General features: G+C 69.5%; 15 protein-coding genes and 1 pseudogene. 9 read left to right on the forward strand and 7 right to left on the reverse strand.

The annotated features are described in order from the left end of the window. Positions 1-20: 20 nt before the first annotated feature. Genes MSG_RS24245 through MSG_RS24255 form a run of 3 tightly spaced genes read left to right on the forward strand, consistent with a single transcriptional unit; the run spans position 21 to position 2,705 of the window. On the forward strand, positions 21-782 hold the full coding sequence (locus MSG_RS24245; protein ID WP_096444790.1) for a phosphotransferase: 762 nt from the start codon (positions 21-23) through the stop codon (positions 780-782). A 37-nt stretch (positions 783-819) separates the two neighbouring features. Further along, on the forward strand, positions 820-2,370 hold the full coding sequence (locus MSG_RS24250; protein WP_096443683.1) for an MBL fold metallo-hydrolase: 1,551 nt from the start codon (positions 820-822) through the stop codon (positions 2,368-2,370). Beyond that, on the forward strand, positions 2,367-2,705 hold the full coding sequence (locus MSG_RS24255) for a hypothetical protein (protein ID WP_096443685.1): 339 nt from the start codon (positions 2,367-2,369) through the stop codon (positions 2,703-2,705). The genes MSG_RS24250 and MSG_RS24255 overlap by 4 nt, the downstream gene beginning before the upstream one ends. A 3-nt stretch (positions 2,706-2,708) precedes the next feature. Here MSG_RS24255 and MSG_RS24260 read toward each other — a convergent pair whose 3' ends face one another. Continuing rightward, positions 2,709-4,271 (reverse strand): phytoene desaturase family protein, encoded by a 1,563-nt coding sequence (locus MSG_RS24260; protein ID WP_096443687.1) that lies wholly within the window; start codon positions 4,269-4,271, stop codon positions 2,709-2,711. A 48-nt stretch (positions 4,272-4,319) separates the two neighbouring features. Further along, positions 4,320-4,943, reverse strand: a complete 624-nt coding sequence (locus tag MSG_RS24265; protein WP_096443689.1) for a TetR/AcrR family transcriptional regulator — start codon at positions 4,941-4,943, stop codon at positions 4,320-4,322. 69 nt (positions 4,944-5,012) lie between these two features. On the opposite strand from MSG_RS24265, the gene MSG_RS24270 reads away from it, so the two are divergent. Next, entirely contained in the window at positions 5,013-5,498 is a 486-nt protein-coding gene (locus tag MSG_RS24270) for a DUF2834 domain-containing protein (RefSeq protein WP_096443691.1), read from the forward strand. On the opposite strand, the gene serS is transcribed toward MSG_RS24270, so the two are convergent. Further along, a complete protein-coding gene (gene serS / locus MSG_RS24275) occupies positions 5,495-6,748 on the reverse strand; it encodes a serine--tRNA ligase (RefSeq protein WP_096443693.1) in 1,254 nt (417 codons plus the stop codon). The two genes, MSG_RS24270 and serS, sit on opposite strands and share 4 nt — an antisense overlap. A 112-nt stretch (positions 6,749-6,860) precedes the next feature. Between serS and MSG_RS24280 the strand changes: the two genes are divergently transcribed. From MSG_RS24280 to MSG_RS24290, 3 genes are all read left to right on the forward strand, one after another. After that, positions 6,861-8,219: a septum formation family protein gene (locus MSG_RS24280; RefSeq protein WP_096443695.1), complete on the forward strand. Its 1,359-nt coding sequence runs from the start codon at positions 6,861-6,863 to the stop codon at positions 8,217-8,219. 4 nt (positions 8,220-8,223) lie between these two features. Next, the gene (locus MSG_RS24285) at positions 8,224-8,574 is read left to right on the forward strand and encodes a metallopeptidase family protein (protein WP_096443697.1); all 351 of its coding nucleotides are present in this window, start codon (positions 8,224-8,226) and stop codon (positions 8,572-8,574) included. Positions 8,575-8,637: 63 nt separating this feature from the next. After that, entirely contained in the window at positions 8,638-8,829 is a 192-nt protein-coding gene (locus MSG_RS24290) for a hypothetical protein (protein WP_096443699.1), read from the forward strand. Positions 8,830-8,836: 7 nt separating this feature from the next. Here the strand turns inward: MSG_RS24290 and MSG_RS24295 are convergent, their stop codons facing one another. Both MSG_RS24295 and pheA read right to left on the reverse strand, forming a co-directional pair. Then, positions 8,837-9,532, reverse strand: a complete 696-nt coding sequence (locus tag MSG_RS24295) for a histidine phosphatase family protein (RefSeq protein ID WP_096443701.1) — start codon at positions 9,530-9,532, stop codon at positions 8,837-8,839. Then, positions 9,529-10,485: a prephenate dehydratase gene (pheA, locus tag MSG_RS24300; protein ID WP_096443703.1), complete on the reverse strand. Its 957-nt coding sequence runs from the start codon at positions 10,483-10,485 to the stop codon at positions 9,529-9,531. Before pheA ends, MSG_RS24295 begins: the two co-directional genes overlap by 4 nt. Before the next feature lie 92 nt (positions 10,486-10,577). Here pheA and MSG_RS24305 point away from each other — a divergent pair, with 92 nt between their 5' ends. Next, complete coding sequence (locus tag MSG_RS24305) at positions 10,578-11,369, forward strand: DUF2470 domain-containing protein (RefSeq protein ID WP_096443705.1); 792 nt, start codon at positions 10,578-10,580, stop codon at positions 11,367-11,369. A 38-nt stretch (positions 11,370-11,407) separates the two neighbouring features. Continuing rightward, positions 11,408-12,016: pseudogene (locus MSG_RS24310) on the forward strand (LCP family protein); the annotation flags it as partial. 7 nt (positions 12,017-12,023) lie between these two features. Here MSG_RS24310 and MSG_RS24315 read toward each other — a convergent pair. Beyond that, positions 12,024-12,848, reverse strand: a complete 825-nt coding sequence (locus MSG_RS24315) for a glycerophosphodiester phosphodiesterase (RefSeq protein ID WP_096443709.1) — start codon at positions 12,846-12,848, stop codon at positions 12,024-12,026. 4 nt (positions 12,849-12,852) lie between these two features. Continuing rightward, positions 12,853-13,884 (reverse strand): DUF4328 domain-containing protein, encoded by a 1,032-nt coding sequence (locus MSG_RS24320; protein WP_096443711.1) that lies wholly within the window; start codon positions 13,882-13,884, stop codon positions 12,853-12,855. Between the last annotated feature and the right edge of the window lie 368 nt (positions 13,885-14,252).

Genomic DNA, 14,252 nt, shown 5'->3' on the forward strand with positions numbered 1-14,252 from the left:
CAGTAGTGAAACGAGAAACCGTGACGTTCCCGTCGTCGCCGCCGCCGGTGCCCCCGGTGGTTGACCGGGTGGCCGGCGGTCGGCCGGTGCGCGCGGTGTGGACCAACGAACTGGGCGGGGTGACGTTTCGGCTGGGTGCTGGCGGTCCCGAACGGGAGTTCATCAAGGTGGCGGACGGCAGCGACTTCACCGCCGAGGCCGAGCGCCTGCGCTGGGCGGCCCCCTTCGTCTCCGTGCCGCGGGTGCTGGGTTGCGGGCTCGACGCGGACTGCGCGTGGCTGCACACCGCCGCGCTGCCGGGCCTGTCCGCGGTACATCCGCGCTGGCTGGCGGCACCGGAGGTGGCGGTGCGCGCGATCGGTGCGGGGCTGCGGGCGCTGCACGACCGGCTGCCGGTGCGGTCCTGCCCGTTCGACTGGTCGGTGGCCGGCCGGGTGGCCCGGCTGTCAGCACCCGCCCGGGCCCGCCTGGGTGAGCCGCCGCCGATCGAGCGGCTGGTGGTCTGCCACGGCGACGCGTGCGCGCCCAACACGCTGATCGGCGATGACGGCCGGTGTTGCGGGCATGTCGACCTCGGCGACCTCGGCGTCGCCGACCGGTGGGCCGACCTGGCGGTGGCGACGCTCTCGCTGGGCTGGAACTACCCAGGCCGCGGGTGGGAGGCGGAGTTTTTCGCCGCCTACGGGGTGCGACCCGACCCGGCGCGCATCGACTACTACCGGCGGCTGTGGCAGGCCTCGGATCCGCCATCAGCCGAGCCGGCGGCGGGCGCCGCACGCTAAGCTGGGGCCAATCCCCACACTCCCCGGAGAGGTATTTGTGCAGGTCACGAGCGTCGGCCACGCCGGATTTCTGATCCAGACCCATGCGGGCAGCATCCTGTGCGATCCCTGGGTCAACCCGGCCTATTTCGCGTCCTGGTTCCCGTTCCCGGACAACAGCACCCTGGACTGGGCAGCCCTGGGCGAGTGCGACTACCTGTACGTCTCGCACCTGCACAAGGATCACTTCGACGCCAAGCTGCTGAGCGCGCACGTCAACAAGGACGCGACCGTGCTGCTGCCCGACTTCCCGGTGCCCGATCTCCGAAACGCGCTGCAGGAGCTGGGCTTTTATCGGTTCTTCGAGACCACCGACTCGGTCAAGCATCGGGTCGGCGGGCCGCGCGGCGACCTCGACGTCATGGTCGTCGCGCTGCGGGCACCCGCGGACGGACCGATCGGCGATTCCGCGCTCGTCGTATCCGACGGCACCACCTCGGTGTTCAACATGAACGACGCCCGGCCGGTCGAGCTGGACATGCTCGAATCGGAGTTCGGGCACATCGACGTGCACCTGCTGCAGTACTCCGGCGCGATCTGGTACCCGATGGTCTACGACATGCCGGCGCGCGCTAAGGAATCGTTCGGCACCCAGAAACGGCAACGCGGAATGGACCGGGCCCGCCAGTACATCGCCCAGGTCGGCGCGACCTGGGTGGTGCCGTCGGCCGGGCCGCCGTGTTTCCTTGACCCCGCGCTGCGCGACCTCAACGACGACCACGGCGATCCGGCCAACATCTTCCCCGACCAGCTGGTATTCCTGGACCAGATGCGCCGCCACGGGCAGGACGGCGGGCTGCTGATGATTCCCGGCTCGGCCGCGGATTTCACCGGCACGACGCTGACTTCGCTGACGCACCCGCTGCCCACCGACCAGGTCGAGGCAATCTTCACCACCGGCAAGGCCGCCTACATCGCCGACTACGCCGAGCGGATGGCGCCGGTCCTGGCCGCGGAGAAGGCGAGCTGGGCGCCGGCGGCCGGGGAGCCGCTGCTCGAGCCCCTGCGCGCACTGTTCGAGCCGATCATGTTGCAGAGCAACGAGATCTGCGACGGCATCGGCTATCCCGTCGAACTGGTGATCGGTCCCGAGACCGTCGTCCTGGACTTCCCCAAGCGAGTCGTGCGTGAACGCATTCCCGACGAGAAGGTCCGCTACGGGTTCGCGATCGCGCCCGAACTGGTCCGCACCGTGCTGCGTGATCGCGAACCGGACTGGGTCAACACCATCTTCTTGTCCACCCGCTTCCGGGCGTGGCGGGTCGGCGGCTACAACGAATACCTGTACACCTTCTTCAAGTGCCTGACCGACGAGCGGATCGCCTACGCCGACGGCTGGTTCGCCGAGACGCACGACGACTCCGCGACCATCACGATGGACGGCTGGGAAATGCAGCGCCGCTGCCCCCACCTGAAGGCCGACCTCTCGAAATTCGGCGTGGTGGAAGGGAACACGCTGACCTGCAATCTGCACGGTTGGCAATGGCGACTCGACGACGGCCGCTGCCTCACCACGCGGGGGCACCAGCTGCGGAGCTCGCGGCAATGACCGGCGCTCAGTCGTATGACGACGGCCTGGTCCAGCTGGACCGAACGGCAATCACGTTGCGCCGCTATCACTTTCCATCCGGCACATCGAAGATCGTGGCGCTGAACGTGATTCGCGGATACAAGGCCGAGCCGCTGGGTCTGCTCAGTCAGCGATTCCAGCTGTGGGGCAGCTCGGATCTGCGCCGCTGGCTGCCGCTGGACATGCATCGGCCGGTGCGGTCGACGCTGGTCACCCTCGACCTCCCGCGGCACCGGCTGCGCCCGGCCTTCACACCCGCGCAGCCCGAGGAGTTCCTCGCGCTGCTCGATGAGTTGCTCAGTCAGCGGGTTTAGCGGTCAGCGACCCAGGTCGTCGAGCGCCTGCCGGGCCGCGTTGTAGCCGGGGATGAAGGTGATGCCCGGCCCGCCGTGGCATCCCGCGCTGCCCAGATACAAGCCCTCGATCGGAATGGGCTGACCGAGAAAGCCTTTCGGCCCCGGCCGGTTGGGCCCGATCTGGTTCGCGTTCAGCAGTCCGTGGCAGTAGTCGCCGCCCGGGGCCCCGAACATCACTCCCATGTGCTTGGGCGTGAACGTCGTATGCCGGATGATGCTGCCTTCGAAATTCGGCGCGAGCCTGGTGATCTTGTCGATCACCCGCTGTCCCATCTCGACCTTCGCCTGCCCGTAGTCAACGTCACCCTCGATCGGGAAGAACAGCGCGAAGGCCGACGCGGCGTGCTTGCCCTCGGGCGCCAGATCCGGGTCGTTCTGCGACGGGATCTGCAACACGACCGAGGGGTCGGCGGGCACGATGCCGCGGCGGGCGTCCTCCCACTGCTGCTGGACCTCCTCCGGCGTGCAGAACAAGCCGATCGAGGCCTGCATGGCCGGATCGTTCAGCACCTCGTAGGGAGCGGAGAAGTTCGGGGCTTCGTTGAGCGCGAAGTGCATCTGCAGGTAGCTGCCGCGGTGGTCGATGCGTGCATAGCGCTCCCGGATGTCGGCAGGCAGGAAGGCCGGGTCGACCAGCTCGTTGAGGGTGACGTCCGGCGCGATGCCCGAGACAACGATCGGGGCGTTCAGCGTCTCCCCCGACTCGGTGCGCACCCCGGTCACCCGGCCGTCGTCGACCAAGATGTCGGTCACCTTGGTGCGCAGCCGAACTTCGCCGCCGGCGCTCGTGAGTACCTCGCTCAGATGCTCGGTGAGCGCGCCGATGCCGCCGCGCAGCTTCTTCATCTGCATGGTGTCGCCGTCGGGAACGCCCAGCCCGAAGGCGAGCGCCGCCGCGCTTCCCGGCGTGGACGGCCCGCGGTAGAGCGTGTTGACAGCCAGCACGGTCATCGAGCCGCGGATCGCACCGAACTTCTCCCGGTCCGGCAGGTAGCGGTCTAGCACATCGGTGACCGAGCCGAACAACATGTCGTCGATCGCCGAGCGCTCGAATTCGTTTGTCGCACAGGCATACATCTCGTCGATACTCTTGGGCGGGAGGCCGGCTTCGAACCGGCCGAGCGCCCGAGTCGGTGCCTGCGCCCACCCCATCAGGCCCGCCATGCCGTTGACGGCCTCCGCGCCGTGCACCTCGTTGAGGTGGGTGAACAGCTTGATGGGGTCGCTGTACTGGATCAGCGGGTCGTCGCCGACTCCGCGCACCGCCACCGACATCACGTCCAGGTCGATGGTCGGCATGGTGTCCAGGCCCAGCGCGGTGACCACCTCGGACGATGTCGGGAACAGCACCGAGCCGGCGATCTCGAACTGGTACCCGTCGAAAAGCTCGACGGTGGAAGCCATCCCGCCGGCGTAGAGCTTGGGGTCTACGCACAAGGTGCGCAGCCCCGCCTTCTGCAGCAGCACCGCCGCGGTCAGCCCGTTGTGCCCGGCACCGATAACTATCGCGTCAAAATCCGTCATGTCCTGACCTCCAGGATGGAGGCTTGCATGGACGCAAAGTTTTGTCAATTATGACGAAACTGCGGTGACCCAGGTGCCGGAGATGCCGTCGCGCAGTGACTCGAGCGCCACGTGCGTGATGCGGGCCAGCTCGCCGAGCGACCGCTCCTCGCCGACCATCCAGGCCTCCATCGCGCCGAACACCGCCGCGGCGATGCAGCGGGCGGTCACCGTGATCCGCAGCCGCACATCCGGCGCCCGACCGTCGGCCGCGCTGCGTCGCCGCAGCTGCTCCTCGATGGCGTCGGCGAGGTCGGCCTGGACGTCCCGGATGTGACGGACGATGCGGCCCTGGTCGAGGTCGCCACCCCGCAGCGCGGCGATCTTCGTCACGGCCTCAACGTCATAGGGGAAGGCGAAAACGGCTGACTGCACCGAATCGATCACCGGCTCGTCGACGGGTCTGGCGTCCAGCGCCGCGCGAAACCAGTGCAGCCCGGTGTAGTCGGCGAACAGCAATTCGTGTTTGGAGCTGAAATGCCGATAGAAGGTGCGCAGCGAGACGCCGGCGTCGGCCGCGATCTGCTCGGCGGAGGTGTCCTCGACACCCTGGGCCAAAAAACGCACCACGGCGGCCTGGCGTAGCGCTTCGCGCGTGCGCTCGCTGCGCGCCGTCTGAGCGGGCCGGACCATGGCAGTAAGGTATCAAGAAACTTTTTGACAATATTGACAAAACTTTCCGCCAGGGGTGAGACTGCGCGAATGGTCTCGCTTCTCACGCATGCGGTACTCGGCCTGGCGGTCATCATCTGGATCGTCAGGTCGAACTCGACTGTCTTCGCCCGGCCCGCCGCTGGCCCGCTCTTCTCGACGATGGAGATCGTGTACTACGTCGTCGGCATCGCCTCGGTCGCGCTCGGCTGGTACTTCAACATCACCTACGTGCAGGAGTACTCGCACGGATCCACCAACCCGCTGTGGGGAGAGCACGGCAGCTGGGCCGAATACATCAGGCTGATGTTCACCAACCCGGCCGCCAGCTCGGCCAGCCAGGACTACACGATCGCGAATGTCGTTCTGCTGCCGATATTTACGATCGTCGACGGCTACCGGCGGGGCTTCAAGCACCCGTGGCTGTACTTCGTGTCCAGCCTGTTCACCAGTTTCGCGTTCGCGTTCGCCTTCTACTTCGCGACGATGGAACGGCAGCGCCGGCACGACCAGTCCCGCCAGACCGTGAACGCCTAGGGTTCGAGCACCTCGGTGCCGACGAACGGCACCAGCGCGGCGGGCACCCGCACGCTGCCGTCGGGCTGCTGGTGGTTCTCCAGGATCGAGACGAGCCACCGGGTGGTGCCCAGCGTGCCGTTGAGCGTCGCGGCGATCTGCGGCTTGCCGTTCTCGTCGCGGTAGCGGGTGGCCAGCCGCCGCGCCTGAAACGTCGTGCAGTTCGACGTCGAGGTCAGCTCGCGGTAGGTCTGCTGGGTCGGCACCCAGGCCTCGCAGTCGAATTTGCGGGCGGCCGACGAGCCGAGATCGCCCGCGGCCACGTCGATCACGCGGTAGGGCACCTCGATGTGCGCCAGCATCTCCCGCTGCCAGCCCAGCAGCCGCTGGTGTTCGGCCTCGGCCTCGTCGGGCGTGCAGTAGACGAAGCCCTCCACCTTGTCGAACTGGTGCACCCGGATGATTCCGCGGGTGTCCTTGCCGTAGCTGCCGGCCTCGCGGCGGAAGCACGACGACCAGCCCGCGTAGCGCAGCGGGCCGCCGGCCAGGTCCAGGATCTCGTCGGAGTGATACCCGGCCAGCGGCACCTCCGAGGTGCCGACCAGGTAGAGGTCGTCGGCCTCGACCCGGTAGATCTCGTCGGCGTGGGCACCGAGGAATCCGGTGCCGGCCATTACCTCGGGCCGCACCAGTACGGGCGGGATCATCGGGGTGAAGCCGTTGTCGACGGCCAGCCGCAGCGCCAGCTGCAGCAGACCGAGCTGCAGCAGCGCGCCCTGGCCGGTGAGGAAGTAGAACCGCGACCCGGAAACCTTGGCGCCGCGCGCCATGTCGATCAGGCCGAGCGATTCGCCGAGTTCCAGGTGGTCCTTCGGGTGGTCGATCGCCGGGGGCTCGCCGACGACCTCGAGGACCGCGAAGTCGTCCTCCCCGCCGGCCGGCACCCCGTCGATGATGACGTTCGAGATGGCCAGGTGCGCCGCCGTGAATGCGGCCTCGGCGGCGGCCTGCTCCGCCTCGGATTCCTTGACCTGCTCGGCCAGCTCCTTGGCGTGCGCCAGTCTGGCGGGACGCTCCTCGGGGGTGGCCGCGCCGACACTCTTGCTGACGGACTTCTGCTCCGCCCGCAGCCCGTCGGCTTTGGCGATCGCCGTCCGGCGCGCGGCATCCGCCGTCAGCAGCGCCTCCACCAGCGCCGGGTCCTCGCCGCGGCTGACTTGGGAACGCCGCACTGCGTCGGGGTCCTCGCGCAGCAACTTCAAGTCGATCACGGCCGCAAGACTACTTTTCGCCCCGCGCCCGGGTTGCGGTGCACCCGGTTCCACTCACCCCAGGACTCACTTCTGCAACTATTGTCACATTGACTTAGCCGCTCCTGTCAGAATGGAGCCGATGTCGGACACCCTGGAAACCGAAGCCTCTTCGGCGACACCGCCCGTCTCCGCCGCGGCGGCACGGTCAGCGGCCGGTTTCGCTTGGCCGAACACGTTGCAGGCGGCGGCCACCCGGCGGGCATTGCTGCTCACCGCGCTGGGCGGCCTGCTGATCGCCGGCCTGGTCACCGCGATACCGGTCGACAGCAACGGGGGCCGGCTGGCCGGCTACATGAACAGCGCCCCGGTGCCCAGCACCGGGGCCAAGAGCGACGCCGCCTTCAACCGCGCCACCACCGGCGACTGCCTGATGTGGCCCGATGTCACGCCGGAGGCGGCCCGCATCGTCAGCTGCACCGACGACCACAAGTTCGAGGTCGCCGAATCCATCGACATGCGCACCTTCCCGGGAGCCGAATACGGGCCCACCGCGCCGCCGCCGTCGCCCGCCCGCATTCAGCAGATCAGCCAGGAGCAGTGCGAGGCCGCGGTGCATCGCTACCTGGGCGCCAAGTTCGACCCCAACAGCAAGTTCACCGTCAGCATGCTGTGGGCGGGCGACCGCGCGTGGCGCCAATCCGGCGAGCGGCGCATGCTGTGCGGCCTGCAGCTACCTGGCTCGAACAACTCGCAGGCCACCTTCAAGGGCAAGGTCGCCGACGTCGACCAGTCAAAGGTGTGGCCGGCCGGCACCTGCCTGGGCATCGACCCGTCCACCAACCAGCCCGTCGACGTTCCGGTCGACTGCGCGGCTCCGCACGCTATGGAGGTCACCGGCACGGTCGACCTGGCCGAGAAGTTCACCGCCGCCCTGCCCGCCGAGCCGGATCAGGACGGCTTCATCAAGGACTCCTGCACCAAGATGACCGACGCCTACCTGGCCCCGATCAAGTTGCGCAGCACCACGCTGACGCTGATCTACCCCACCCTCCCGCTGTCCAGCTGGTCGGCCGGCAGCCGTGAGGTCGCCTGCAGCATCGGCGCGACGCTCGGCAACGGCGGCTGGGCGACGCTGGTCAACAGCGCCAAGGGCAAGCTGCTGATCAACGGTCAGCAGCCGGTGCCCCCGCCCGACATCCCCGAGGAGCGGCTGACCATGCCGCCGATCCCGGTGCAACTGCCCCCCCAGCCGCCGGCCAGCCAGTCCAGCGGCCCGCCGGAGATGCCCCCGGGCAACCAGCACCTGCCGCAGCAACAGCCGGTCGTCACTCTGCCGCGCTCACCGGCCTCGCAAGCGCCGGCCACCCAGGCCCCGCCGCCGGCCGACAACGGACAGCCCGGTTCCGGCCCGCCGCTGGACTCGCCCGCGGCGCCCGCGCCGGGCGAAACCGCACCGCAGGCGCCCGACGCGCCCGCGCCGGGAGGCTAGCCGGGTGGCCGTGCGGATGGAGCCGCAGCGATTCGACGAACTGGTCGCCGACGCGCTGGATCTGATTCCGCCGCAGCTGGCGGCCGCGATGGACAACATCGTCATCCTCGTCGACGACCGCCATCCGGATGATCCCGAACTGCTCGGGTTGTACGAGGGCGTGGCGCTGACCGAGCGCGACTCCGATTACGGCGGATCGCTGCCGGACGCGATCACGATCTATCGCGAGGCGCTGCTGGACGTCTGCGACACCGACGACGACGTGGTCGACGAGGTGGCGATCACGGTGATCCACGAGATCGCCCACCATTTCGGCATCGACGACGACCGCCTGGAGGAGCTGGGCTGGGCCTGAGAACCCGGTCCCGCCCGGGCGCGGCGTCCCGAATTCGTCGCCGCCCGGTGCTATGAACGGCTCATGAGCGCAGACTGCCGCGACTGCCGGGCAGGCCTAGATCACTGCCACGGCACCATCATTCATCACGCATTGCACCGATCGGAGTGCACCGAGGCGGACTGTGACAGCCCGGAGTTGAGGCCGCACGCCTTCGTCATCGACTGCGAGGCCGTCGGCTGCACCTGCACCCAATCGCTCGCGCTGGCGGTCTGAAGGCCCGCTAGCCCATCGGGTCGCTGCCGGATCGCACAGCGTCGACGACCGGGGTCGCTTCAGCTCTGCCGGCTTCCGGGTAGAACGGCGGCGTGAGGCTGCCCCACCGCAGGCAACTCCAGCGCCCGTCGGTGATCGGTGCCAGCACCACGGACTCGGCGTTGCTCAGGTGGTTGTCCAGGGCGAATGTCGCATCCACTCCGGCCAGCACCGCCGAGGCTAGCCGGATCGCCGCGCCGTGGCTGATGACGACGATGTCGCCGTGCCAGTCGTGGTCGTCCAGGTACCGCATCCGCAGCTCGGTGAGCACCGGCACGTAACGGCCCAGCAGTTCGCTGCCGGTCTCGCCGCCGGGTAGCGGCACGTCCAGCTCGCCGTGGTGCCATCTCTCGTAGATGGCGTTGAACTCCGCGATCGCTTCGTCGTCGTTGCGGTTTTCCAGCCTGCCGACCTGAACCTCGTGAATGTTCGACAGCTGCTGCGCGGCCACGTCGACCGCGCCGCCGATCACCTCGGCGGTCTGCGCGGCCCGCCTGGCCACCGAGTGCGCGAGCAGGCTGGGCCGCCCGGTGGCACGCGCGAACGTCAGGGCCTGATCGCGGCCCAGAGGCGTCAGGTCCGCGCCCGGCGGGCGGGTGTCCAGCCTGCGCTCGACATTGCCGTAGGACTGGCCGTGCCGGACCAACACCAGACGACCGCTCATCGCGCGGCCCCCCCGAACGCGTCGCCGTCCGCCGGTTTCCCGTCGCGCACCCGCTGCAGCCAGCGGGCCGCCTCGTCCGCGGGTGCCGCGGTTGCCGCCCCCGCTCCGCCCGTCGGCCACGAACCCAGGTATCGCACATCCCCACAACGGCGGTGCAGCGCCTTAAGTGCCTCGGCGACGGCGAAGTCGTCGATGTGGCCGACGCAGTCCGCGAAGAACAGGTAGGTGCCGAGCTCGGTGCGCGTCGGCCGGGATTCGATGCGGGTCAGGTCGATGCCGCGGATCCCGAATTCGGCGAGCGCGGTGACCAACGCGCCGGGCGCGTTGTCGATGCGCAGCACGACCGACGTGCGGTCGGCTCCCGTCCGACCCGGCGGCGGGCCCGGCCGTCCGACCAGGATGAAGCGAGTACGGGCGGTGGGTTCGTCGACGACCCCCTTAGCCAGGGCGGCCAGCTCCCAACGTGTCGCCGCCAGCGGCGATGTCACGGCGGCATCGGCCTGGCCCTCCGCCACCTGCCGGGCAGCGTCGGCGTTGGAGTACGCGGGCACCAGTTCGGCTCCGGGCAGATGAGCCGCGATCCATTGCCGCACCTGGGCCGCGGCCACCGGGAAGGCCGCCAGCCTCTGCACGTCGGCGGCGCTGCGCCCGGGCTTGACGACGATGCTGAACGCCACGTCCAACGTCGTCTCGGCGAAAATCTGCACCGGCGACCCGATCGCCAGGCTGTCCAGCGTGGGCATCACCGACCCGTCGATCGAGTTCTCGATCGGCACGCACGCATAATCGGCCGCGCCGGCGCGGACGGCCTCGAGCGCCGCCGGCGTGCTGTCGACGGGCACCCGCCGCACCGCATCCGCATCGTGGTCGGGAACCAACCCGGCGGCCGTCATCTGCAGCAGAGCCGCGTCGGTGAACGTCCCTTCGGGACCGAGGTACGTGATGCGGGCCACGCCCTCAACCCTAACGGCGCCCGCTCGGATCAGGCCTTGCAGCGTCCCGCGATCTGAGTTAACTTAGGCTTGCCTAACCATAAAGGAGGACGATGTTACCGCTGACCAGCGCCGCGCCGACGACCGCCGAACGCATCCGCAGCGCCTGTCTGCGGGCAGGCGGCGCGCTACTGGCCGTCGGGGACGAGGACCCGGTGGCCGCGCCGGTACACCACCTGTTGGACGACGGAGCGTTCGCGGTGACCGTGCCCTTCGAGCGCGGCGGCGCGGCGGGTTGCCTGGTCGACGGAGCGCAGGCGCTGCTCGAGCTGACCGACTATGCGCCGCTGCCGCTGCGCGAGCCCGTGCGTTCACTGGTGTGGGTGCGCGGCCGCCTGCATCAGGTCCCGCCTACCGCGATCCCGGCGACGCTGGATCTGATCGCCAGCGAGTGCCCGAACCCGGCATTGCTGCAGGTCAACGCACCACACTCGGTGCCGAGCAGCCCGCGGGACACCCGCTACGCCCTGCTGCGGCTGGCCATCGATTCGATCGTGGTGACCGACGCGACCGGCGCCGAGGCCGTCGGGGTGCGCGACCTGCTCGCGGCCCGGCCCGACCCGTTCTGCGAGGTCGAGTCGAGCCTGCTGTGGCACCTGGACAACGCTCACGCCGACGTGGTCGCGCGGCTGGTCTCCCGGCTGCCCGCCCAACTGCGCCGCGGACGGGTCCGGCCGCTAGGCCTTGACCGGTACGGCCTGCGGTTCCGCGTCGAGGGCGACGAGGGCGATCACGACATTCGGCTGCCGTTCCACAAGCCGGTGGACGACATGACGGGCCTGAGTCAGGCGATCCGGGTGCTGATGGGCTGCCCCTTCATCAACGGTCTGCGCGCGCGGCGCTGAGCACCGCCTTCGCGTTGCCCTCCGGCCCCGCCGAGGTCAACACCGCGTTCGCGCTGGACGGCGCATCGCTGTTGGTCCAGACGGTCGAGCTGGCCACCGGTTTACGCCTGGACCATTGCGCCGAAATCGGCTTCGGCGGGTTCGCGGCTGTGGTGGACGCCCTCGGCGGGGTGACCGCGTGCCCGACCACCGCGTGCCCGACCACCGCGGTCGACGACCCGCTGGCCGGCGTCGATCTGCCGGCCGGATGCCAGCGGCTGGGCGGCCGCGACGCGCTCGGCTACGTCAGGAGCCGGGACACCCCTCGCGCCGACCTCGACCGGATGGTCAACCAACGGCAGTTCGTGTCGGCGCTGCTGCATCGTGCCGGCAGCCCGGGGGTACGGCTGAATCCCTGGCGCTGGTACTCCGTGCCGCGTGCGGCGGCCGGCGCGGTGACCGTTGACCAGAGTGCCCACGCGTGGAACCTGGCGCAGCTCGGCTGGGCGCTGCACGGGCCGACCACCACGCTAACGGTGCCGATCGGTGCGTTCGCCGGCAGCGACGCGGGCTCGGTGGTGGTGTGGGACGACGAGGCGGCGGGCAAGATGTTCACCGCGCTGGGGTCCGACGCCCCGGTACCGACCAGTCTCGGCGGGCAGCAGTAGCAACGGACTAGCCGCGGCCGTCGATCGTGCGAGCGTTGTGCAGCCACGCGCGGGTGCGGCCCGGATGGTTGGTGGCGATCCACGCCACCCCGACATCGCGGCAGAAGTCGATGTCGTCGTACTCGTCGATGGTCCAGCAGTAGACGGACCGGCCCTGGGCTAGTGCGCGGTCGACCAGTTGCGGATAGTCGCGCAACGCCGCCACCGACGGTCCGACGGCGGTCGCCCCGATGGCGGTGGCGGCACTGCTGGCCAGATACCGCGCGGTCCGGCCGAGCAGCACGGTCGGCAGCAGCGGCGCCGCCCGCCGGATCCGCCAGACCGCGGCCGCCGAAAATGACATCACCACCGCCCGCGAGCGATCGGCGGAGGCCGGCGAGGCGATGCCGAAGCGATGCAGCAGGGCCAGCACCTTGTTTTCGACCAGCGAGCCGTAGCGAACCGGATGCTTGGTCTCGATGAAGATCTTCACCGGTCGCTGCCAGTCCAGGACGAGGGAAAGCAGGGCGTCCAGGGTCAGCAGGCTGGTGTCGCCGTGCGCGCCGTCCGGCCGCCAGCTGCCGTGCCACGCGCCGTAGTCGAGTTCACGCAATTCGGCCAGCGTCATCGTGCTGACCAACCCGGCCCCGCTCGACGTCCGTTCCAGCCGGCGGTCGTGCACGCACACCAGGTGGCCGTCGCGAGTCAGCCGGACGTCGCACTCCACACCGTCGGCGCCCTCTTTGAGTGCGAGATCGTAAGCGGCGAGCGTGTGTTCGGGCCGATCAGCTGAGGCGCCGCGGTGGGCAACGACAAAAGGGTGCCCGCCGAGCACCTCGTCGGCCCACGTCATACCCCTATGCTGCCGGTTCCTGCCCCTCCAGCTCAACCGGACCGGCCGGAGCGGGAGGTGCCGGTTCCTCCGGGCTGACCACGACCCAGCGATGCGCGGGCCGTTCGACCGGCTTGCGGACGAAGGCTTCGAAGACCCGGGCGACCGCGGCCACGGTGACTGCGGCCAGCAGGTATGCGAACACCATCAGGGCGGTGTTGTCAGCGATGCCTTGGGCGTCGGTGGCGAAGCTGGTGATCATGGCGGTGATCGAGGCCAGATAGCTGAACACCCACGCGACCCAGCACTGGATGATCGGTCGCCGCAGTCGCGCGTAGTGCGCCTCCAGTGCCGCCAACTCGATGACAAACACCGGCGCCCAGAGCAGATTGACGAACGGCACCGCGCATCCGGCCCACAGCGCCTGGGCGGAGCGCTGCTCGGGCAGTCCGTGATGCGCGAAGACGGCGGCCCGCCGGGCGACCAGCCACTGGATCATCAGCACACCCGCGGCGATCACCGAGGTAGCCGCCGCGACACTGGCCAGCACCCCGAGCCAATCCGCCACGATGGCCACCCAGGTCGGAAGCAGGGTGGTCCGGTTGATGACCAGCAGCACGTACCGCGCCACATAGACCAGGGCCGCGAAGCTCAGCACCAGCACGCTGACGAACATGGCCAGGCGCGCCGCCGCCGGTGCCGGCCCGGGGCGCGCCGAAACGTCGGCGGCGCCGTCTTGCTGATCGACGCGGTCCACCAGGCCCCAACGCGGGATCACCGCATACCGGGGGGTGGGGCCCAACGGCCGGTGGCCGCGCCGCGCGGGCGGCGGGGCGCCGGGGCGCACCGCTATCCACCGAAAGCCCGGCGGCAGCTGGGGCGGGGTGCGCTGCCAGGCCGGGGGCGCGGCGGCTGGCTGCTGCGTACTCCACCGCGGGTCGGCTGCCGGCGCGTCTGCCAGAGGTGCCAGCAACGCCCCGCGACAGCGTGGGCACCACTCGCGGCGCCGATCGCGCACGTTCCACCGAGTGCCGCATTGGGAGCACACTTGGATCACCGGACCAGCGTAGCCCCGGCTCTCGGACCGGCCATCGGAACACGGCCCGCCGGCTCCGGTTGCGGCGCCCGGGAATTCGCACTCGAACCGCCCGGCGATCTGGCGGACCCGCCCGGCCGGCGAGCGGTCCGCCGATCGCGCACACCGACGACGCGTTTGGGACCTTCCCGGCCATCGGTCGCCAGCTCCAACAATTGACTATGGCTATCCACAGTTTCCACAGGTTTATCCACAATGGGATAACGGGTAAGGGAACCATTAATACTGGGTCTAACGATGAGCCGTGCCGCGTTGTGGATAACGCGCCGGCCAGTTGTCGTCGTCGTGGAAGGCCTGCGCCGGCTACCCAATCGAAATGGTTTGCCGCA

Source organism: Mycobacterium shigaense (assembly GCF_002356315.1).
Lineage (GTDB): Bacteria > Actinomycetota > Actinomycetes > Mycobacteriales > Mycobacteriaceae > Mycobacterium > Mycobacterium shigaense.